This window comes from Salmonella sp. SAL-020, from assembly GCF_017372215.1.
GTDB classification, from domain to species: Bacteria; Pseudomonadota; Gammaproteobacteria; order Enterobacterales; family Enterobacteriaceae; genus Salmonella; species Salmonella enterica.
Genome location: NZ_CP071690.1, coordinates 1561511 through 1582038, shown reverse-complemented (window position 1 = coordinate 1582038; position 20528 = coordinate 1561511). Strand labels below are relative to the sequence as shown.

The window sequence follows — 20528 nt, the reverse complement described above, 5'->3', positions numbered from 1 at the left end:
TCGTCGTAGGTAATTTTCAGCGTGTCTGCTGAAAATAATTGCTGGCACCCATACCAGTCCTGACCATCCTCTGATTTAAGATACGCCGCATCGGCGAATAATGTGTCATCTGGTTCCGGTGCATACGGAATGAAATTTTTAATATTTAAAAACTGTTTGTTCTTTTTATTTTTTTTCCGCTGTCATAATTATTCCTTCTTATACACTTGGGGCTGTCACCCACGTATCACCAACCAGATACTGAATGGGACGTTGTCACCCGAATAGTCATCGCGCCACGCACTCCCATTACCTCAATCACTGCGCCAGCGAGACAGATAGTACCGCAGCCAGTATCCGTGATGATTTTGTTATAAGCGTAAGACCAGGAGCCACGACACATCCAGTAAGGGTGATTGAATGCGCCCTGAGACTCCAGCCAGACGATAAACTCCGCCGTCGTCCACGGATTATCATCACAGCCGATAGTAACTGCGCCATCAAACGCTCGCGCGGCACCGATACGACGCACAAACAAATCCTTGTCCGGAATATCGCCGCCATTCTGTGATTTTTATAATGCATCGGCGGCACGACTTATGGTTTCTCGCAAACCAACGTATTCGATAAGACCGTCAACGCTTTTTCCTGACAGCGCCGTCAGGGTTTCGTCCAGCGGCTGCTTGCCCGCCAGTTTATTCAGTACCGTGGTGGCAAAGTTCGGATCATTTCCCAACGCGTCAGCCAGTTCCTGCAGGGTGTCCAGTGGCTCCAGTACGGAACCAACCAGCGCGGCAATCAGTTTGCGGACAAACTCCGCGTTTGTTGTCTGAAGCCCTTTAGCATCGCCTGGCGGCGTCGGTGTGGTCGGCGTTCCAGTGAATGCCGGGCTGTCCAGCGGCGCTTTGGTCCGTACCTCACCCATAACGGTTTTTACCGCCTTTGGTGTGGCCGCCAGCGCTTCGCTGTCACTGTCCGTGGCACTGCTTAATTTAACGATACCTTTTTTCGTCAGGCTTGCATCTTCCAGGGAAATCACGTCTGCGATATCCTCGGCCCGTTTCGCGGCCTCTTCGGCTCTGGTTGCCAATTCTCCGGCTGCAGCTCTGCTTTGCGCTGCCAGTGATGCGCTGGTATCAGATGCGGCGGCGTGGGTGGATGCCTCCGATGCTGATGACGAGGCGGCTGCCGCCGTTCTGGCTGTGTCAGCCGACGCCGCGCTGGCTGATGCCTCCCCGGCTTTTGTGGTCGCCGTACCTGCGCTGCTCTCCGCAGATGCTGCGGATGAAGCTGCCGACCAAAATTCCCCTTGAAAACCAGCCTGTCAGGGCTGGTTTTTTTTATGCCTACAATTAAAAAGTTAGCTGATGCCAGAGACGTTATTTTGCATGAACTGATTTTGCATGAACTGATTGGACATCTTTCCTGTGCAGTGGTCAACGTAAAGTCAATGCAGGCAAATAACGTAAACCATGTTTGTACTAAAACAGAAAAAGCGCATCTACACCCTATGCTGGAAGAAATGTTTGTAGTGGCAGGTAAATGAGTAAGCAATCTGTCGCAGCAATAATAAAACGTTCTGGTAAGGTAAACGGCCTACCACTTCTTTGTCACTAACAATTAGCCTCCCTGTCGCCATAGGGTAGATAACGATCGGCTATTCACAACACGTTTTGTAGACAACGTACGGTGATTAATTACTCCTTCAGCCAGCAACTCGCTAATTGTTATTCAACTTCAGAAATTATAACTAATTGAAGCACCTACAAAATTATGCCCTGAATTTTTATCCGTAAGTGATCCATTCGAGAAATGCCGGATATAAGCTTCTGTAGAAAAAGCCCCAAAGTTCCAGCCAAGAAACGCTTTTTCTCCAAAGGTAAATGCAGAATTGACACGCATATCATCTCGCGACTTAGATTTTATATAAGCCCCCAGACCAATACCGGTATAGATACCAGCGAAATGAACCAGCGCCACATCCTTCGAGATACCCAATACGCCCTGGTTATATTTATTGCAGGGAACGCTGCCAGAATGTTTACTGCAATCATCGCTACCCTTAGCCTTAAATCCTCCTAACTCCAGATTATTTCTTGCCTGTAAAAAGAAAAAATCGCTGGGTTCACTGTATGTCAGAAAAGCCGTATATAAGTGCTCAACCCCTCCTCTTCTTATACTTTCTCCCGCAGCAAAAGAGATCTGATGCTTGTTGCCCTTGCCAAAAAAAACATTATCATTAGCAGAACATGCGAATGCACAAGGTAATAATAGATATATAAATATTCTCTTCATATACACTCCACCACCATTTCAATGTCAATAGTTATTTTTAACCGGCTAACATATTTAAAATTTTCTACGCCACGCTTACGCTCACAGAAACGGCTGATATAGCATCCACACTACGTTCTCCCCTTGAGTCACCCCAACGGGTGCTCAAAACGCCGCGAGTGTTGTTCAGGCACATCCAGGATAAGTTATAAGTGAATGACGCTCATTCCTGACCACATTTTCATTTATGATAAGAATATCGTCAGAATCTCTTTATCGCATAAAAATACCTCTGCTATTGACTTAATATTTAATTTAACAGATGTCGCGGTTTATTCGTTCTGCTCAGATGTATTTCATTGACATTAATAAAACCATAAATAAATTCAGTTAAAATAATTTGTTAATAATGACAAGCTTTAGACGCTATGACTTTTAATAAGGAATTTCCTGCCAGTAAAGATAGTCTGGACTTACGGGTGCAATGGCGCAGCAACATATGCCACACTTCTGTTATGTCACATTGTCCGAAAAAAGCGTCCAGACCAGTATTCAACTTCAGGGAGTATTCTGTTTTCTCTCACAACGGGTTGTTTTATCCTTTCTATCGTTCAGCTAATTACTCGCCTGTCACAGGTTTTACTACTTACCCATGCACTAATTAGGGTAAAATTTACGCGCTTGACAATGTGGCAAATCTGGACGATTTCCGCGCTGAAAACAATAATCATTCTAATAAAACTCAGGAGATACAGCATGCCTGAAGTAACACCTTTTCAGGTGCTTATTGTGGACGACCATCCACTTATGCGGCGAGGTATTCGTCAATTACTGGAACTGGACCCGGCTTTTCATGTCGTTGCCGAAGCGGGTGACGGGGCGAGTGCGATCGATCTGGCGAATCGCATTGAGCCCGATCTGATCCTGCTGGATCTGAATATGAAAGGTCTGAGCGGGTTAGATACCCTGAACGCGCTACGCCGGGATGGTGTGACGGCGCAAATTATTATTCTTACCGTCTCGGATTCCGCCAGCGACATCTACGCGCTGATCGACGCCGGCGCCGACGGTTATCTGCTCAAAGATAGCGATCCGGAAGTGCTGCTGGAGGCCATTCGCAAAGGCGCTAACGGCGGTAAAGTCTTTAGCGATCGGGTCAATGAATATCTGCGTGAGCGCGAACGGTTTGGCGCGCAGGAAGATCCCTTTAGTATCCTGACCGAACGAGAGTTAGATGTCTTGCATGAGCTGGCGCAGGGGCTTTCTAACAAACAGATTGCGTCAGTACTGAATATTTCTGAGCAGACGGTTAAGGTGCACATTCGTAATCTACTTCGCAAGCTAAACGTGCGCTCACGCGTCGCGGCGACCATTCTATTTTTACAAACACGCGGAATACAGTAACAAGCCAGGCCCGATGGCGCCACGTCACCGGGCCGTCAGGGTCTTATTTCTCCTGCGCCAGCCGGATACTGCGCTCTATCACCGCCCGCCGGGCGTCACCCGCCGGCAGCAGTTTCAGCATCATCTCCCAGGCCGCCACCGCCTCGCCAAAGCGCCGCTGCTCAAAGGCGTTAAACGCATACAGGCTTAACACCCGGATATCCGTGTGGTCGCGGCTCACCAGCTGACGCAGCAGCTCCCCGCCGCGGCGGTTATCCTCCGGGTCGGACGAGCGCGTCAGCGCCTCCGCGTAGCCCAGCGCCGCATCGCTGTTTTTCGGGGCCAGACGGTAGGCGTTCGCATACGCCCCGGTGGCGGTACCGGCATTACCCAGTACCATACCGGTGCGCCCCAGCATGAGCCAGCCCTCAACATTGCCGGCATCATTCTGCAGGCGGGTGCGCAGCCCCAGCGCCAGCCGCGCCATCTCCTCTTCATTCAGCGGCTGCGCCGCCGGGTCCAGCGCCCGCGCCAGCAGCCCGGGCGTCTGCGCCGTTGCCTGCTGCCAGGCCCTGACCTGCTGATAGCTGCCGGTCAGGGCGTAGCTGCCGGCGCCGACCGCCAGCGCAATGACGGCCCCCGGCACGTAAACGCCCCACCCGGCGCGCGCGCCGCAAACCGGGGTGTCCGCCGGCAGCGGCTCCCGGCGCAGGCGCACCCGCCGGCGCGTGCGGGCAACGATTATCCACCCGCCCGCTACGATGGCGGCCAGCGGCAGCACCCACAGCAGCACCGTCAACGGGGTCAGCGGCGGGTCGTAGGTGACGAAGTTGCCGTAGCGCGCCACCATGTAATCGATGATTTCCTGGCGGCTCTTCCCCTCCTGCATCAGGTCATACACCCTGCGGCGCATGTCGGTGGCTATCATCGCGTTCGAGTCCGCAATGCTGTTGTTCTGGCATTTCGGGCAGCGCAGCTGCTCCGTGAGCTGGCGGAACTGCTGCTCCTGCGCTTCATCTTTAAACGGCATCACGTCGGTGGTCGCCCGCGCTGACCCGGAGATAACCAGCACCAGCATCAGCATCACCATGCCCGGTAACAGTCTCATTGCGCCGCCTCCCGGCTGTATCTGTCCCACAGCGGTTTCAGTTCACTCTCCCACACCCGGGCATTCAAATCGCCCGCATGGCGGTAGCGGATAATCCCCCTGCCGTCGATGAGGAAGGTTTCCGGCGCGCCGTACACGCCCAGGTCCAGCCCCAGCATCCCGTCGCTGTCCGATAAACTCAGCGCATACGGGTTGCCCAGTTCCTTTAACCAGGCCACCGCCTTCGCCCGGTCGTCCTTATAGTTCAGCCCGACCACCCGGATACCCTGCGCAGAAAGCTGGTTCAGGTACTGATGCTCGGCGCGGCAGGTCGGGCACCAGGTGGCCCAGACGTTAAGCAGCACCGGTTTCCCCTGCGTCAGCACCTCCGCCTCATAGTACTGACCCGGCGTCTCCAGCGATTCCAGGCGGAACGCCGGCACCGGCTTCCCGGTCAGCGCCGATTCGAGATTCGTCGGGTCATCCCCCTGCGCGTTGCGCGTCAGCTGCCACAGCAGCGCCGCGGCAATCAGCAGAAAAATCAGTAACGGTAATAACAGTACGTTGCGTTTCATCCGGCCTCCGGCAATGGTTTACGGCGGCGGTAGCGCGGGTCCACCAGGCACAGCAGCCCGCCCAGCGCCATCAGCAGCCCCCCGGCCCATATCCAGCGGACAAACGGTTTGTAGTACAGGCGCACGGCCCACGCGCCGTTGTCCAGCTCCTCCCCGAGCGCGGCGTACAGGTCGCGGGTCAGCCCGCCGTCAATCGCCGCCTCGGTCATCACCATCCGGCTGGTGTTGTAGAGCCGTTTCTCCGCGTGCAGCACCGCCTCCGGCTCGCCGTGGCGCGTCACCCCGATGAGGGCCACCCCGCCGCGGTAGTTGGGCCCGGTGATGTCCCGCACCTCCCGGAAGGTGAAGCGGTAGTCGTGAATGGTCACGCTGTCGCCCGCCCGCATCCGCACGTCACGCTCCACGCTGTAATTCTGGCTGAAGGCGATGCCGGTAATCGTCACCGCCAGCCCGAGGTGCGCCGCCACCATTCCCCAGTAGCTGAGAGAGGTTTTCGTGCCGCGGGACACGCGCTGTACGGCTTCGGCCACCGCCAGCACCGCAATCCAGCAGGCCATCGCCATCCCCACCGCCGTCATGGCGATGATTTTATCTTCCAGCAGCCACGGCAAAAGTACCGACAGCACCAGGGTAGTGACAACGGCAGCCCACAGCAGTTTCCTGATGTTACGTGGCCGGTCCCGGCCCCAGCGCACCAGCGGCCCCACCCCCAGCAGCAGGGCAAAGGGGACCATCAGCCAGGTGAACATGGTGTTAAAGAACGGCTCCCCCACCGAAATGCTGCCCAGCCCCAGCTGTTTGTGCACCAGCGGCAGCAGGGTACCCAGCAGCACCACCAGCATGGCGGCCATCAGCAGGACGTTGTTGCCGAGCAGCAGCGACTCGCGCGACCACAGCGCGTTGTTCACCCGCGAACGCACCCTGTGCCCGCGCACGGCGAACAGCAGCAGCGAGCCGCCGGTGACCAGCACCATAAAGGCGAGGATAAACATTCCGCGCGCCGGGTCGGAGGCGAAGGCGTGCACCGACACCAGCACCCCGGAGCGCACCAGGAAGGTGCCCAGCAGGCACAGCGAGAAGGCGCAGATGGACAGCAGCAGCGTCCACGCCTTAAAGCCGGCGCGCTGTTCGGTGACCGCCAGCGAGTGCAGCAGGGCGGTGCCCGCCAGCCACGGCATAAAGGAGGCGTTCTCCACCGGGTCCCAGAACCACCAGCCGCCCCAGCCCAGCTCGTAGTAGGCCCACGCCGAGCCGAGCACGATGCCCAGCGTCAGGAACACCCACGCCGCCAGCGTCCACGGGCGGGCAAAACGGGTGAACGCGCTGTCCAGACGCCCGCTCAGCAGCGCGGCGATGGCGAAGGCGAAGGCCACCGAGAAGCCGACATAGCCCATGTACAGCAGCGGCGGGTGGAAAATCAGCCCCGGGTCCTGCAGCAGCGGGTTCAGGTCGCGCCCCTCCACCGGAAAGGCCGGCAGCGTGCGGGCGAACGGGCCGGAGGTGAACAGGATGAACGCCAGAAAACCGGCGCAGACCATCCCCATCACCGCCAGCACCCGGGCGACGATATCCGCCGGCACCGGCCGGCTGAACACCGCCACCGCCAGGGTCCAGCCGCTCATCAGCAGCACCCACAGCAGCAGCGAGCCCTCGTGCGCCCCCCAGGTGGCGGCCACCCGGTACCACACCGGCAGCTGCGTGTTCGAGTTGCCGGCGACATAGGCCACGGTGAAGTCGTTAACCACAAAGGCGTGCACCAGCACGAAAAACGCGCCCGCCACGCAGATGAACAGCAGCCAGGCGAACACCCCGGCCGACGCCATCATCCGCGCGTCGCCGCGCGCCACGCCCCACAGCGGGTAAACGGACAGCAGCAGCGCCACGCCGAGCGCCAGGCACAGCAGCGCGTGGCCGTATTCAGGCATCATGATGAGGTGTCCTTATCAGCGCGTTGCGGGCGGCGGTGGTTTTCCTGCATCGCCTTTTCCACTTCCGGCGGGGTGTAGTTCTCGTCATGCTTGGCCAGCACCTCCTGCGCCAGGACGTGGCTGCCCTTCTCCAGGGTGCCCTGCACCACCACCCCCTGTCCCTCGCGGAACAGGTCCGGCAGTATCCCCTCATAGCTCACCGTCACCGACCCTTCGGCGTCGTAGAGGCTGAAGTTCACCTTCAGCGAGTCCGGGTCGCGCCTGACGCTGCCGGGCATCACCATCCCGCCGACGCGCAGGCGCTGGCCCACCGCCGGCAGCTGCTGCGTCTCGCGCTTGCCGTAGAGGATTTCGCCGGGGGTATAGAACAGGTCGATATTCGCGCGCAGCGCGTACAGGACCAGGGCGGTGGTCAGCGCCAGGCCCGCCAGCACCGCGCAGACCACCCATAGCCGGTTTTTACGTCGCAGGTTCACGCGGCCTCCTGTTGCGCCTGTGCGGCACGCATCCGCGCCTCGCGCGCCCGCTGCTGCGCCACGCCGCGCAGAATGGCCCGGCGCTGCAGCACCGTGTGCAGCGCCAGCAGCACCAGCGGCGCCACGGTCATCGCCACCGCCAGCCAGACAAAAAAGGCGTACCCGCCCATGGCGAAAAAATCGCTCCACGATGAAAATGCCGGACTCACCGGTGCCCCCTTTTCAGTATCAGTTCGCTCACCCACGGGCGGCGTTTTTCCATCAGTAAAATCAGGTTGCGCATCCGCATCAGCGCCAGCGTCATAAAGAGCAGCAGGAAGCCGGCGATGGCCCAGCGCAGCGGCGAGCGCATCGCCGGGTCGATACTCTGCTGCATCCGCGTCGAGCCCTGGTGCAGGGTGTTCCACCACTCGACGGAATAGTGGATAACCGGCAGGTTCACCACGCCGACCAGCACCAGAATGCCCGCCGCGCGCCCGGCCATTTTACGGTCGTCAAAGGCGTGCCACAGGGCGATGACCCCGGCGTAGAGAAACAGCAGCACCAGCTCCGAGGTCAGGCGCGCGTCCCACACCCACCAGGTGCCCCACATCGGTTTGCCCCACGCCGCGCCGGTGACCAGCGCGATGAAGGTGTACACCGCCCCCACCGGCGCCATCGCCGCGACGGCAAGGCTGGCCATTTTCATCTGCCAGACCAGCCCGGTGAACGCCGCCACCGCCATCGCCGCATAGATACCCATCGACCAGATGGCCGCCGGGACATGCAGGTACATAATGCGGTAGCTCTCCCCCTGCTGGTAGTCCGCCGGGGCGAAACCAAAGCCCCGGACCCAGCCGGTGGCCAGCGCGATGATGCCGGCTGCCGCCAGCCACGGCACGAGCCTGCCGCAAATCTGATACAGCCGGGGCGGCGCCGCCAGCTGATGAAGGGTTTTCCACATCGTTGTCACCTGACCTCCTGAAACCAGTAAAATGTCCGTCGCGCCGGGGCGCTACTGCACGCTGAGGCGCAGCGCCGCCGCGGTGGCGAACGGGCTTAACGTCGCGCTGCCCGCCAGCAGCGCCCCCAGCACCGCCAGATAGCCGTCAACGGGTAAATGCATCGATGCCGCGTCCATCGCCGCGGTGGCGAAAATCAGCACCGGGACACTCAGCGGCAGCACCAGAATGCCCAGCAGGACGCCGCCGCGCCGCAGGCCGGCCGTCAGCGCGACGCCCGGCGCGGCGAGAAACCCCAGCGCCGGCGTGCCGAGCAGCAGCGTCAGCGCCATGATTTTCCAGCCGTACACGTCCATCCCCAGCAGCAGCGCCACCAGCGGGGAGAGCATCATCAGCGGCAGGCCGGTCACCGCCCAGTGGGCCAGCACCTTCGCCAGCACCACCGCCGGCAGCGGCACCGGCAGCAGCATCAGCTGCTCCAGGCTGCCGTCCTGCAGGTCGTCGCGAAACAGCCGCTCCAGCGCCAGCAGCGAGGCCAGCAGCGCCGCCACCTGGATGATGCCCGGCGCGATACGCGCCAGCAGCTGCGGCTGCGGCCCGACGCTTAACGGAAACAGGGTGATGACCATCAGGAAGAACCACAGCGGGCCGGCGATGTCCGCGCCGTGGCGGAACGCCACGCGCAGCTCGAGACAGAAGACACGCCACATCACAGCCCGGCCCCCCCGCCGGTCAGCGCCAGGCGGCGGACGGTGTCCGCGGCCCCCGGCAGCGGCTGGTGGGTGGTGAGAATGACCATCCCGCCCTGCGCCGTGTGCGCCGCCATCCGCCGGGTGAGGCGCGCCACGCCGTTAACGTCAATGGCGGTGAACGGCTCGTCGAGCACCCACAGCGCGGCGCGGGTCAGCCACAGGCGGGCCAGCGCCACCCGGCGCTGCTGCCCGGCCGAGAGCTGAGCGACCGGCACGTCCTCAAATCCCGCCAGCCCGGCCTGCGCCAGCGCCTCCGGGAGACGCGCGCCGTCGCCGGGGTGGAAAAAGTGCAGGTTCTCCCGCGCCGTCAGGCGGGATTTAATCCCCGGCTGGTGCCCTATCCACAGCAGGCTGCGATGGAAGCTGTCGCGCACGCGGCGCAGGGGCTCGCCCTGCCAGTACACCTCCCCGCCGTCCGGGCGCGCCAGCCCGGTCAGCAGGCGCAGCAGGGTGGTTTTTCCGGCGCCGTTGCCGCCGGTGACCTGCACCCACTCCCCGGCGTCCACGGTGAACGACAGCCCGCGAAACAGCGTCCTCTCGTCCCGTTCGCAGTGCAGATCTCTGGCTTCAAGCATTCCCACTCATCAACGTCCTGTCAGAAACCTGGTTTAACATCACGCATATCCGGCAGTTTATGCGCGATCCCTTTGTGGCAATCGATACAGGTCTGTCCGTCTTTTACCGCCTGATCGTGCATTTTCGCCGCGACGCCTTTTTGCGCGGTCAGATCCATAAAGTCGAAATTGTGGCAGTTACGGCATTCCTGCGAGTTGTTGTCTTTCATGCGCCGCCACTCATTTTGTGCCATTGTCAGGCGATGAGCTTCAAATTTCTGCGGTGTATCTATCAGCCCAAATACCTTCGCATACAGCTCTTTACTGGCTTTGATCTTACGGATCATCTTCGGCCCCCACTCATGCGGCACATGGCAGTCAGGACAGGTGGCACGAACGCCACTACGGTTGTTGTAGTGGACGGTTTCCATATACTCCTCATACACCGTGTTGCGCATTTCATGGCAGCTAATACAAAACTCTTCGGTGTTAGCCTTTTCCATTCCGGTATTGAAGCCGCCCCAGAAGATGATGCCGCCGATAAAACCGATTAACAGCAGCGTCCCCAGCGCCAGGCGGCTGGGGCTGCGCCACCATCGCCAGACGCGCTTTATCCAGCCGGGTTTACGGTTAGAATTTTCCATAATGACCTCTTATTTCCCGTAACCTTGCGAGGGGGTAAAGGTATTGTCGATAATCGGCGCGGTATCAGACTGCGGTACGTGGCACTGCAGGCAGAAATAACGACGCGGCGCGACGTTGCCCGACACTTTACCGTCACTGTCCATAAAGTGCGTCGGGCTGATACGCGGCGCGCCCGTCGTACGATAACTTTCCACGCCGTGGCATTGCAGACAGCGGTTGGTATTGGTCGTCACCTGGTAGCCCTCGACGCTGTGCGGGATCATCGGTGGCTGGTTGACGTAATTTAGCGGCATACGCTCCTGCTCTTTCGGCATACGAATCGCCCCTTCCTGCGTCCCGGATACTTCCGGCGACTGGCTCAGATCCACTCCGTTTGCCGCCCAAACCGCACCACTTACCACCAGGGCAAGCGTGGCCATCCATTGACACAGCGCTTTCATCAGGTCATGGCTTTTCATTGTTTCGCTCCCGAACTCCATCGCATTTACACTTCATCCTTCGAGCTGCCTCTTTGTTGGCTGCGCTCCAAAATCCCAGTCGCATCGTTATCTATGCCCCTGGGGATTTCCTCGCTTACCGCCGCGATGCATCCCGAATGATGTTATGTATCGTTATTGTAAAAACATCCTCAGAACAGACATCCACGCAGCGGCCGCAGGTCATGCAGTCGCGGTGGGTGACCTGCGCCGGGCTTTGCTCATCCAGCACCGGCGCACGTAGCACATGCGGTTCCGGGCAAACATGAAAACAATCCATACAGCGATTACATTTTTCACGTTTTTTGGCCGTCACGGTCACTACGCCTTTACTGCCCAGCACGCCATACAGCGCGCCCATCGGGCAAATATGGCCGCACCAACCGTGCTCAACGACTAATAAATCAAATAAAAACAAAGCAATAATCAGCAACGCGCCGCTACTAAATCCCATAACCAGACTACGGCCTAACAGCGACACGGGATTAATCCATTCCCACAGCAGCGTGCCGGTCAACGCCGAACCGATTAACACCACCACCAGAAGGACGTACCGTATATGGCGTGGAATCGTCGCAGACTGGTTCAGGTCAAATTTCCTGCGCATCCAGTTAGCCAAATCGGTAACGGGGTTTAGCGGGCAAACCCAACTGCAAAATAGTCGCTTTCCCGCCAGCGCATACAGCACAGCGATAATCACTGCTCCCGTCAGCGCCACGGTAGCGGGAAGATGTCCACTGGCGAGACTTTCCAGGGTAATCAGCGGATCGGTCAACGGGAGGGTATCGAACAGCAAACTACTGCTGTAGTTGCCATGCAAAACCCAAAAGCCCAGCCACGGGCCGCTGAGAAACATCCCCAGCACCATAAACTGGCTGATACGGCGTAACACCAGCCAGCGGTGGCTACGCCACCAGCCTTTTTTCGCCCGCGCTTCTCGCCCGGCGTCGCGTTTACGATTTGCCATCTTTCCCCTCCAGCCAGCCGAAGCGGTAATGGTGTCCTAACTCCCCTTTCGCCAATGACAACGGCAACACTTTTATCGCTGGTTGCTCCAGTACGCAGACTTTTTCGCATTTGCCGCAGCCGGTACAGGCGTCGCTGTGTACGGTGGGCAGAAAGCGCGCATGTTTGCCGGTGCGCATGTTGCGATCCAGCTCCAGCGTGATGGCCTCATCGATTTTCGGGCATTCGCGGTAACAAACGTCGCAGCGCAGCCCCTGAAAGTTGAGGCAGTTTTCCTGATCCAGCAGCACCGCCAGCCCCATGCGCGAGTCATCAATGGAGGCGATATCTTTATTCAGCGCCCCGCTGGGGCAGACTTTGGCGCACGGAATGTCTTCACACATTTCGCAGGGGATGTCGCGAGCGACGAAATAGGGCGTGCCTGCCGATAGCCCGGAGGCCAGCGTCGCCAGTTTTAGCGTGTCGTATGGACACGCCTGAACGCACTGCCCGCAGCGCACACAGGCGCTGGCGAAGACATTTTCATTCAGCGCGCCAGGCGGACGCAGCCGCACGCCCGATGCGCGCGCGGTTTGCTGTTGCAAGCCCAGCGCCACGCCAACCGCCGCCAGCCCGCCCGCAGTGCGCACAACATCACGCAGGAAGCGGCGGCGGCCATTTTGGGGTTTCGCTGTACGGGACATAACGCGTTACACCTTCGCCAGCTTAACGGCGCACTTCTTGAAGTCCGTCTCTTTAGAGAGCGGGTCCGTCGCATCCAGCGTCAGGTTGTTCACTAGCTGAGCGGCATCGAAGAACGGCATATACACCAGTCCCTGCGGCGGACGGTTACGTCCACGCGTTTCGACAATCGAAATCACTTCACCGCGGCGGGACGACACTTTAACCTTATCCCCGCGACGCAGATCGCGCGCTTTCGCATCCAGTGGGTGAATAAAGACCACCGCTTCCGGGAAGGCGCGATGCAATTCAGGCACGCGGCGCGTCATACTGCCGGTATGCCAGTGTTCCAGCACGCGACCGGTGGAAAGCCACAGATCGTACTCGTTGTCCGGCGACTCCGCCGCGGGTTCAAATGGCAGCGCGAAGATCACCGCTTTGCCATCCGGTTTACCGTAGAATTTGTACCCTTCCCCCGCTTTTACATACGGGTCGTTGCCTTCGCTGTAACGCCATTGCGTCTCTTTGCCTTCGACGACCGGCCAGCGCAGACCGCGCGCGTTGTGGTAATCGTCGAACGGCGCCAGATCGTGCCCGTGGCCACGTCCAAACCAGGCGTATTCTTCAAACAGCCCTTTTTGCAGATAGAAGCCCAGCTCACGAGACTCATCGTTTAACTGATCCTCTTTCAGCTCGCTCAGCGGGAATTTGCTGACCGCCGGCGTGGCGAACAGAACGTCATACAGCGTTTTGCCGCGCAGCTCCGGCTTCTGAGCCAACAACGCCTCCGGCCAGACCTCCTCGGTTTTAAAACGACGGGAGAACTGCACCAGTTGCCAGAGGTCGGATTTAGCTTCGCCCGGCGCTTTAATTTGCTGACGCCAGAACTGCGTGCGGCGTTCGGCGTTGCCGTAAGCGCCTTCTTTCTCAACCCACATGGCGGTCGGCAGGATCAGATCCGCAGACAGCGCGCTCACCGTCGGGTAAGGATCGGAAACAATGATAAAGTTACGCGGATCGCGCCAGCCCGGCATCCGATCTTCATTGATGTTCGGCCCGGCCTGCATATTGTTATTACACATTACCCAGTAGACGTTCAGCTTGCCGTCTTTCAACGCGCGATCCTGCGCCACCGCGTGTAAACCCACTTTTGCCGGAATAGTGCCAGCGGGGATCTGCCAGTGTTTTTCGCAGATATCACGGTGTTTTTCGTTCGTCACGACCATGTCTGCGGGTAGACGGTGTGAGAAGGTTCCCACTTCACGCGCCGTACCGCAGGCGGAAGGCTGGCCTGTCAGCGAGAAAGGACCGCAGCCAGGCTGGGAGATTTTTCCGGTCAGCAGATGGAGGTTGTAAACCAGGTTATTCGCCCACACGCCGCGGGTATGCTGGTTAAAACCCATCGTCCAGTAAGAGATCACGCGCTTATTCGGATCGGCGTAGAGCTGTGCCAACTGTTCCAGTTGATCTTTTGGCACGCCGGTCATTTCAGCGGTCTTGTCCAGCGTATATTCTGCCACGAAGGCTTTATACTCGTCGAAGCTCATCGGCTCGGAAGCGTCGGAGCCCGGATTCTTCGCCGCTTTTTCCAGCGGGTGCGTCGGGCGTAAGCCGTAGCCGATATCCGTCGCCCCTTTACGCAGGTTCACATGCTTTGTGAAGAAATCCTGATTTACCGCGTTGTTCTGAATAATGTAATTCGCGATATAGTTAAGGATCACCAGATCGCTTTGCGGGGTAAAGACAATACCGTTGTCCGCCAGTTCAAAGCTGCGGTGCTGGAAGGTGGAGAGGACGGCAACCTTCACGTTCGGGTCGGACAAACGGCGGTTAGTGATGCGCGACCATAAAATCGGGTGCATCTCCGCCATGTTGGAACCCCACAGCACAAACGCATCGGCCTGCTCAATATCGTCGTAGCAGCCCATCGGTTCATCCATGCCAAAGGTGCGCATAAAGCCCACCACCGCCGAGGCCATGCAGTGACGCGCGTTCGGGTCGATGTTGTTAGAGCGGAAACCAGCCTTGAACAGTTTCGCGGCGGCATAGCCTTCCCAGATGGTCCATTGACCCGATCCAAACATGCCGATCGCTTCTGGTCCTTTCTCTTTCAGGGAGGTTTTAAACTTCTCCTCCATCACATCGAAGGCCTGTTCCCAGCTCACCGGCGTAAACTCGCCGTCTTTGTGATAGCTGCCGTCTTTCATGCGCAGCATCGGCTGCGTCAGACGATCTTTACCGTACATGATTTTGGGCAGGAAGTAGCCTTTAATGCAGTTCAGACCACGGTTGACCGGCGCGTCGGGGTCGCCCTGGCAGGCGACCACACGGCCCTGCTGCGTTCCCACCAACACACCGCAACCCGTTCCGCAAAAACGGCACGGCGCTTTATCCCATTTGATGGCTTCCTGCTGCCCGACAACGGCGCGGGCGACGCCCGGCACGCTCAGACCGGCAGCCGCCGCAGCGGCCGCAACGGCGTTAGCTTTCATAAAGCTACGACGACTGAGTTTCATGGTGTTTCCTCACCTTGCTCATCCTGCTGGTGATAAACCAGCGACACCGCCAGTACGCCCTCGACATTGCGTACTGACTCAATTGTTTGCATCAGCGTTTCACTCTGATCTGCTTCCGCCACCACGATCAGTTGCCCGCTTTCAACGTCGCTTAACGCGACTTCGCAACCCGGCAACGTGTTCAACTGTGTGCCAATGGCGGCGATGTTCTGACTTTTGGCCTGCACGACCAGGCTACAGACCTGCCAGTTAGTGCGCATGGTGGTTCTCCGCTTTGATGGCTGACACGGGACAGATAGCCACACACGCCCCGCATCCGTTACAGGCCTGCGAGTCAAGCTGCGGCTGGTAAATGCCGGATAGCGTGGGACGAAAGGTAATGGCCATAGGTTCACAACTGTCCTGGCAGCGATGGCATTCAACCGATTGCCTGGCGAGGCAGTTTTCCGTGAGCGTAAAAATCAGATCCCAGGCCCTGGTGTGGCGCGGAAGAAAAAGCGATTCAGTACAGGCCTGCGCACAGGCATAACAAAAGCTGCACTCGCCCCGTTTGAAATCTACGCTCGGATATCCCCCCGCCCCTCGCTGCAGGATGTCGGCCTCACACGCCTGGATGCAGGCGTCGCAACGCAGACAATGTGCGAGAAAATAGGTTGTTTCTCTGGCCCACGGCGGAAGAATCCCATTGCTGGCGTTGCGCCAACTGCCGGTCAACATGCTTCGACGGGATAAATCAACCATGATATCGCCCTTCCATAACGACACGCTTCCATAGGGAGTGAATACCAATAAAAACCGTACAATTTATGAGTAGTTGTTTTTGTAAATAAGATATTTCAGGATGTGTAAGAGATGCATACCCCGATAGAGGTAAATGCTGTTGCCGGATCAAAAGAGTGCCAGGTAAAGACCCGTAAACGTGCTTTTTCTCACATTTCAATGAGTTATATAGATGCTTATATAACGAAAATCACTAATAGTTGATAATTTCATTTACATTATCAATATCGGAATATTCCACTATATAAAAAGACGCTATTTTATTAATAATCTTGAAAATATGAGTAAATACAGATTAATAGATAATATGAATGTGTTAATCTGTTGCCCGTGCATACCGAAAACAGCAGAAAGGAAATACCGTGAACAATCAAATGAAGATGTTTGTCCCTGCCGTTGTCTTCGCCGCCCTCGCCAGCGCCTCTGCCTGGGCTAACAATGGTGATACCGCCCAGCCGCTGGAAAAAATCGCCCCCTATCCGCAGGCGGAAAAAGGAATGAAGCGGCAAGTGATAACCCTTACCCCTCAGCAGGATGAATCTACCCTCAAAGTGGAACTGTTGATTGGTCAAACGCTGAATGTGGATTGTAACCAGCATCGCCTCGGCGGCACGCTGGAAACAAAAACGCTGGAAGGCTGGGGCTATGACTATTATGTCTTTGATAACGTCACCTCTCCGGTATCAACCATGATGGCCTGCCCTGAAGGTAAGAAAGAGCAAAAATTCGTCACCGCCTGGCTGGGTGAAGACGGGATGCTGCGCTACAACAGCAAGCTGCCGATCGTGGTGTATACCCCGGCGAATGTGGACGTGAAATACCGCATCTGGAAAGCGGACGCTAACGTACAGAACGCCGTCGCGCGATAACGTTACGCTGCCCGGTCACACTTACCGGGCATCTGAACACGCCGGCTCACGCAGCGCTCCGGGGTTCTTTTCAAAACACGTCTGGAAATCCGCTCGCCCGATGCCTGGTGGCGACGCGTGGCATCTTATCAGGCCTACCCGCGTGCGGACGTAGGGCTGCCATCAGGCGGTTCATCCGGCCATTACGCAGTACGCGCAACCGCATCACGCGAGGCGGCATCACGTTCGTCGCCGGTGAGTTCGGTTAGCTGTCCGTTGCGCATTTCAAGCAGACGATCGGCGTGAATAAAATAGTGATCATCATGGCTGATGGCGAAAATGGTTTTGCCCATTTCCTGCATTAACGGCAACAGCACCTGATAAAACTCCCGGCGGAAATGCGGGTCCTGATCGGCGGCCCACTCATCCAGCAAAATAATATCGCGCTCTTCCGCCAGCGCCAGCAGCAGCGCAATGCGCTTTTTTTGCCCTTTCGACAGTTTAAGATTCAAAATGCGCCCGTCGTTTAGCTCCAGCTTGTGCGTCATTTTCAGGTGCTCAAGCCACTTTTCGACCAGCGCGGGATTGGCGGGTTTCCCCTGCGGCCCCAGCAGGCGGTCGAATAACCACACATCGGTGAACACCGCAGAAAACAGTTTGCGATAATCTTCCGGCTGCCCGGCGGCAATAGGTTGACCGTCAAGTAAAATCGTTCCCGATTGCGGCTGGTATAAACCGGTCAATAACATGGCCAGCGTCGATTTCCCGCTACCGTTGCCGCCAATTAAAAACAGCAGTTCGCCGCGGTGAATCGTCAGGTTGATGGGCCCCACGGAAAACGCGTTATCCTGATAGTGGAAAACCACGTTGCGCAGCTCCAGCGTCTTCCAGTCGGGAAAGGCTTTCGGCTGTGGAAAATCAGGCTTATACGGGGCGAGCGCGAATTTATTCAGTTTATTAAACGCCACCTGGGCGGTCAGTAGGGTTGGCAACGCCCCCACCGCAGACAGCAGCGGCGTGCGCAGGAACAGCAACGTCAGTGAATAGGTCGCCGCGACGTTGGTATCCGCCCAGCCGAGACTATTCGCCATCCAGAAGACCAGGCCTATCGCCCCCAGCATCATGATATTCGACCAGTTGACGGCGCTCAGATGAAAAGTATCGGCACGGATAATGTGATGACGGTACTCTTTGGCGTCCGGGGTATAGCATTGCTGAAAAATCTGCTCCGCACGCTCGCGGTTTAGCGTCAGCTCTTTGCGTCCTTCCAGCACCGTCTGATAGTCGTTGTACAGCTTATCTTCGGTCTCGCGCAGGGTCGCCATATGCTGGTAAACCCGCGCCACCAGCACGAATCCGCCCCAGATAGTGACCGCCATCCAGATAGCCGTAACCAGCAGCATTTTTGTCGATAGCATCGCCAGATACGCCGCCGAGCCGACGGTGAGGATAATGCCCTGCACCAGCTCAGGCAGACGCACAAAGGCGATAGTAATATTGCGAATATCGCTGGTCAGACCGGCCAGTAAAGAGGCGCTGCCCAGTTGCTCAATGCGTTCAACGTGCGTATCCAGAATGCGCTTGATAAATTCGCTGCGCAGGCGGTAAACGAAATGGTGTCCCAGAGTGGTGAGCGCCAGTTGGGAACCTAATGTGACGACCATTAGCAACAGGAGCAGGCCGAGAAATTCCGGCAGCACCATGACGTTGGTGTCCACCGTTTCAATCAGGCGCTGATTGATAAACGCGATCAGGCCAATCCCCAGCGCCGCGCTGGCGAGGCTCAGCGCCATCACGCTAATAAATGGCCAGCGGTACTGCCGCCAGACAAGAATAAGAAGTTCCATGCTTACAACCCGGACCGATAATAACAGCCCGCAGTTTAACTAACTCCACCTGCACAGCAAATAATTCTTATTTTTATTCTTTTTCAGCCGCCTGACGGAAGGTGAGATTGTAACGAAATTCACCGGTCATGGGATGAAAGCCCGCTTTAAGCGGCTGGATACCATGATAAAACAGACGGGACTCGCCGCCCCAGACCACGATATCGCCATGCTCCAGTAAGATCCGCTGGAGCGGATCGCTGCGACGCAGGCCGCCAAACTGAAAAACCGCCGGCACCCCCAACGAAACTGAGACAATAGGCGCGCGCAGATCCGGCTCGTCTTTATCCTGATGCAGCGACAGTTTTGCGCCGGGCGCGTAGCGATTGATCAGGCAGGCGTCCGGTTGGAAGCTCGCATACCCTGCCGCGATTGCCGCCTGACGACATACGCTGGCAAACGATAACGGCAGCGCAGGCCAGGGTTTATCGGTCAACGGATCGCGCACGGCATAACAATAACCGTGACGATCGGTGGTCCACCCTAACGCGCTGCAGTTGGTCATCGCCACCGACATGGTGTAGCCGCCCGGCGTCACCATCTGACGAAACGGAGACTGACTGGCGACAAACCCGATATCGTCTAATAGCGACTGCGCCGCGCGAAACGCAAAGCGGCGCAACACCACCGCGCCAGGCGCCAGGGGCTCTTGCCAGGGCGCTTCATCAGCAAATAGATCCAGCATTGCTACTCCTCTTTTTGCGCTTCTCGCTTTAATAGCTGCGCTTTTCGACGCACGCCCCAACGATAACCGGAGAGCGCGCCATCGCGACGCACGACCCGATGACACGGGATCACCATCGCCAGTTTATTCGCGCCGCACGCGCTGGCGACCGCGCGTACCGCCGTGGGTTTGCCGATAGTCGCGGCAAGCTGTTGATAGCTTACGGTTTCGCCGCAGGGAATTGCGCATAACGCCTGCCAGACCTGCTGTTGAAACGCGGTTCCCTGGATATCCAGCGGCAACGAGAGCAGCACATCGCGTGTGTTGATAGCCGCGACAACCTGCCGCACCCGTTGCTGAAAAGACGCGTCGGCAGGTTCGTGGCGGGCCGTCGGGAAAAGGGTGTGTAATTCAGCCAGTAGCGCGTCGTCGCTATCACCGGGGAGAATCGCGCAAATCCCCCGCTCGCTCTCCGCCACCAGGCACCGTCCGTAAACCCAGTCCGTCAGCGCATAGCGAACGGAGACATTATCGCCGCCTTTGCGAAACTGTTTTGCCGTCATGCCCAGCGTCTGGTCGGCATGACGGTAGTAGCTACTGCTATCCGGGAAGCCAGCGCGATAAATAGCCGCCGTGATCGGCTCTCCTTTCGCCAACGCCTCACGCAGCCGCCGGGCGCGCCACGCCTGCTGCCACCCTTTCGGCGTCATTCCGGTGCTCACTTTAAACAGACGGTGCAGATGAAACGGGCTCATCGCCACCGCCTGCGCCAGAGACGCCAGCGTTACCGGCGTCTCCTGCTCAAGTAAACGGCAGGCGCAGGCAATCTTATCCAACCGCCGTTGCTGCGCGCGCGCATTATCCGGCTGACAGCGCTTGCAGGGGCGAAAACCGGCGTCCAGCGCCTGCTCCGCGTTGGCAAAAAAGCGAACATTTTTACGTAACGCCCGCTTCGAGCGACAAGAAGGGCGGCAAAAAACGCCAGTGGTTCGCACTGCAAAAACGAAACGCCCATCCGCGCTGGCATCGCGCGCCTGCACCCGCAGCCAGCATTCATCATCGGTAAGTAACGCTTTTTTCATCATAGACTCCTTCATTAAGCATAGTGCTTGCTTACATGCAGTGTGTCCGTAAATCC

Annotated in this window: 23 protein-coding genes and 1 pseudogene; 3 read left to right on the top strand and 21 right to left on the bottom strand. The window is 57.9% G+C overall.

The annotated features are described in order from the left end of the window. Window positions 1-226: 226 nt before the first annotated feature. Window positions 227-511, bottom strand: coding sequence for a hypothetical protein (locus J1G48_RS23245; protein WP_001252691.1), 285 nt, complete (start codon window positions 509-511; stop codon window positions 227-229). Next, window positions 494-1288: pseudogene (locus J1G48_RS23240) on the bottom strand (tail fiber protein); the annotation flags it as partial. The pseudogene J1G48_RS23240 and the gene J1G48_RS23245, both read right to left, overlap by 18 nt. A 33-nt stretch (window positions 1289-1321) precedes the next feature. Between J1G48_RS23240 and J1G48_RS07440 the strand changes: the two are divergent. Continuing rightward, window positions 1322-1525 carry a DinI-like family protein gene (locus J1G48_RS07440; RefSeq protein ID WP_001576231.1) on the top strand — a complete coding sequence of 68 codons (204 nt, stop codon included), beginning with the start codon at window positions 1322-1324 and terminating at the stop codon, window positions 1523-1525. A gap of 191 nt (window positions 1526-1716) precedes the next feature. On the opposite strand, the gene pagL is transcribed toward J1G48_RS07440, so the two are convergent. Next, window positions 1717-2280, bottom strand: coding sequence for a lipid A 3-O-deacylase PagL (gene pagL, locus J1G48_RS07435; protein WP_000281877.1), 564 nt, complete (start codon window positions 2278-2280; stop codon window positions 1717-1719). A 729-nt stretch (window positions 2281-3009) separates the two neighbouring features. Here pagL and narP point away from each other — a divergent pair. Beyond that, entirely contained in the window at window positions 3010-3657 is a 648-nt protein-coding gene (narP, locus tag J1G48_RS07430) for a nitrate/nitrite response regulator protein NarP (protein ID WP_001115497.1), read from the top strand. 43 nt (window positions 3658-3700) lie between these two features. Here narP and J1G48_RS07425 read toward each other — a convergent pair whose 3' ends face one another. The 15 genes from J1G48_RS07425 to napF form a co-directional block, all read right to left on the bottom strand. Continuing rightward, window positions 3701-4744 (bottom strand): cytochrome c-type biogenesis protein CcmH, encoded by a 1044-nt coding sequence (locus J1G48_RS07425; RefSeq protein WP_001238343.1) that lies wholly within the window; start codon window positions 4742-4744, stop codon window positions 3701-3703. After that, window positions 4741-5298, bottom strand: coding sequence for a thiol:disulfide interchange protein DsbE (gene dsbE / locus J1G48_RS07420; protein WP_000828305.1), 558 nt, complete (start codon window positions 5296-5298; stop codon window positions 4741-4743). Before dsbE ends, J1G48_RS07425 begins: the two co-directional genes overlap by 4 nt. Beyond that, a complete protein-coding gene (locus J1G48_RS07415; protein ID WP_000982507.1) occupies window positions 5295-7226 on the bottom strand; it encodes a heme lyase CcmF/NrfE family subunit in 1932 nt (643 codons plus the stop codon). Before J1G48_RS07415 ends, dsbE begins: the two co-directional genes overlap by 4 nt. After that, window positions 7223-7702, bottom strand: a complete 480-nt coding sequence (ccmE, locus tag J1G48_RS07410; protein ID WP_001053610.1) for a cytochrome c maturation protein CcmE — start codon at window positions 7700-7702, stop codon at window positions 7223-7225. The genes J1G48_RS07415 and ccmE overlap by 4 nt, the downstream gene beginning before the upstream one ends. Continuing rightward, complete coding sequence (gene ccmD, locus J1G48_RS07405; protein WP_000074113.1) at window positions 7699-7911, bottom strand: heme exporter protein CcmD; 213 nt, start codon at window positions 7909-7911, stop codon at window positions 7699-7701. The genes ccmE and ccmD overlap by 4 nt, the downstream gene beginning before the upstream one ends. After that, window positions 7908-8645 (bottom strand): heme ABC transporter permease, encoded by a 738-nt coding sequence (locus J1G48_RS07400; RefSeq protein ID WP_000266002.1) that lies wholly within the window; start codon window positions 8643-8645, stop codon window positions 7908-7910. Before J1G48_RS07400 ends, ccmD begins: the two co-directional genes overlap by 4 nt. A 51-nt stretch (window positions 8646-8696) precedes the next feature. Next, window positions 8697-9356 (bottom strand): heme exporter protein CcmB, encoded by a 660-nt coding sequence (gene ccmB, locus J1G48_RS07395; protein ID WP_000990039.1) that lies wholly within the window; start codon window positions 9354-9356, stop codon window positions 8697-8699. Then, window positions 9353-9970, bottom strand: a complete 618-nt coding sequence (ccmA, locus tag J1G48_RS07390) for a cytochrome c biogenesis heme-transporting ATPase CcmA (protein WP_000888522.1) — start codon at window positions 9968-9970, stop codon at window positions 9353-9355. The genes ccmB and ccmA overlap by 4 nt, the downstream gene beginning before the upstream one ends. A 20-nt stretch (window positions 9971-9990) precedes the next feature. Continuing rightward, window positions 9991-10593 (bottom strand): cytochrome c-type protein NapC, encoded by a 603-nt coding sequence (napC, locus tag J1G48_RS07385; RefSeq protein ID WP_000431778.1) that lies wholly within the window; start codon window positions 10591-10593, stop codon window positions 9991-9993. 9 nt (window positions 10594-10602) lie between these two features. Continuing rightward, window positions 10603-11052 (bottom strand): nitrate reductase cytochrome c-type subunit, encoded by a 450-nt coding sequence (gene napB, locus J1G48_RS07380; RefSeq protein WP_000835182.1) that lies wholly within the window; start codon window positions 11050-11052, stop codon window positions 10603-10605. Between the two features lie 115 nt (window positions 11053-11167). Continuing rightward, the gene (napH, locus tag J1G48_RS07375; protein WP_000013532.1) at window positions 11168-12037 is read right to left on the bottom strand and encodes a quinol dehydrogenase ferredoxin subunit NapH; all 870 of its coding nucleotides are present in this window, start codon (window positions 12035-12037) and stop codon (window positions 11168-11170) included. Then, window positions 12024-12719 (bottom strand): ferredoxin-type protein NapG, encoded by a 696-nt coding sequence (napG, locus tag J1G48_RS07370; RefSeq protein ID WP_000091673.1) that lies wholly within the window; start codon window positions 12717-12719, stop codon window positions 12024-12026. Before napG ends, napH begins: the two co-directional genes overlap by 14 nt. A 6-nt stretch (window positions 12720-12725) precedes the next feature. Further along, a complete protein-coding gene (napA, locus tag J1G48_RS07365; RefSeq protein ID WP_000778097.1) occupies window positions 12726-15212 on the bottom strand; it encodes a nitrate reductase catalytic subunit NapA in 2487 nt (828 codons plus the stop codon). Continuing rightward, complete coding sequence (gene napD, locus J1G48_RS07360; RefSeq protein ID WP_001260058.1) at window positions 15209-15472, bottom strand: chaperone NapD; 264 nt, start codon at window positions 15470-15472, stop codon at window positions 15209-15211. The genes napA and napD overlap by 4 nt, the downstream gene beginning before the upstream one ends. After that, complete coding sequence (gene napF, locus J1G48_RS07355) at window positions 15462-15953, bottom strand: ferredoxin-type protein NapF (RefSeq protein ID WP_000228069.1); 492 nt, start codon at window positions 15951-15953, stop codon at window positions 15462-15464. Before napF ends, napD begins: the two co-directional genes overlap by 11 nt. A gap of 413 nt (window positions 15954-16366) precedes the next feature. Between napF and eco the strand changes: the two genes are divergently transcribed. Then, on the top strand, window positions 16367-16861 hold the full coding sequence (eco, locus tag J1G48_RS07350) for a serine protease inhibitor ecotin (protein WP_000781589.1): 495 nt from the start codon (window positions 16367-16369) through the stop codon (window positions 16859-16861). Window positions 16862-17043: 182 nt separating this feature from the next. Here eco and J1G48_RS07345 read toward each other — a convergent pair whose 3' ends face one another. From J1G48_RS07345 to ada, 3 genes are all read right to left on the bottom strand, one after another. Further along, window positions 17044-18687, bottom strand: coding sequence for a multidrug ABC transporter permease/ATP-binding protein (locus tag J1G48_RS07345; protein ID WP_000421577.1), 1644 nt, complete (start codon window positions 18685-18687; stop codon window positions 17044-17046). Between the two features lie 73 nt (window positions 18688-18760). Then, a complete protein-coding gene (gene alkB, locus J1G48_RS07340; RefSeq protein ID WP_000884995.1) occupies window positions 18761-19411 on the bottom strand; it encodes a DNA oxidative demethylase AlkB in 651 nt (216 codons plus the stop codon). A gap of 2 nt (window positions 19412-19413) precedes the next feature. Beyond that, window positions 19414-20475 (bottom strand): bifunctional DNA-binding transcriptional regulator/O6-methylguanine-DNA methyltransferase Ada, encoded by a 1062-nt coding sequence (ada, locus tag J1G48_RS07335; protein ID WP_000975962.1) that lies wholly within the window; start codon window positions 20473-20475, stop codon window positions 19414-19416. Between the last annotated feature and the right edge of the window lie 53 nt (window positions 20476-20528).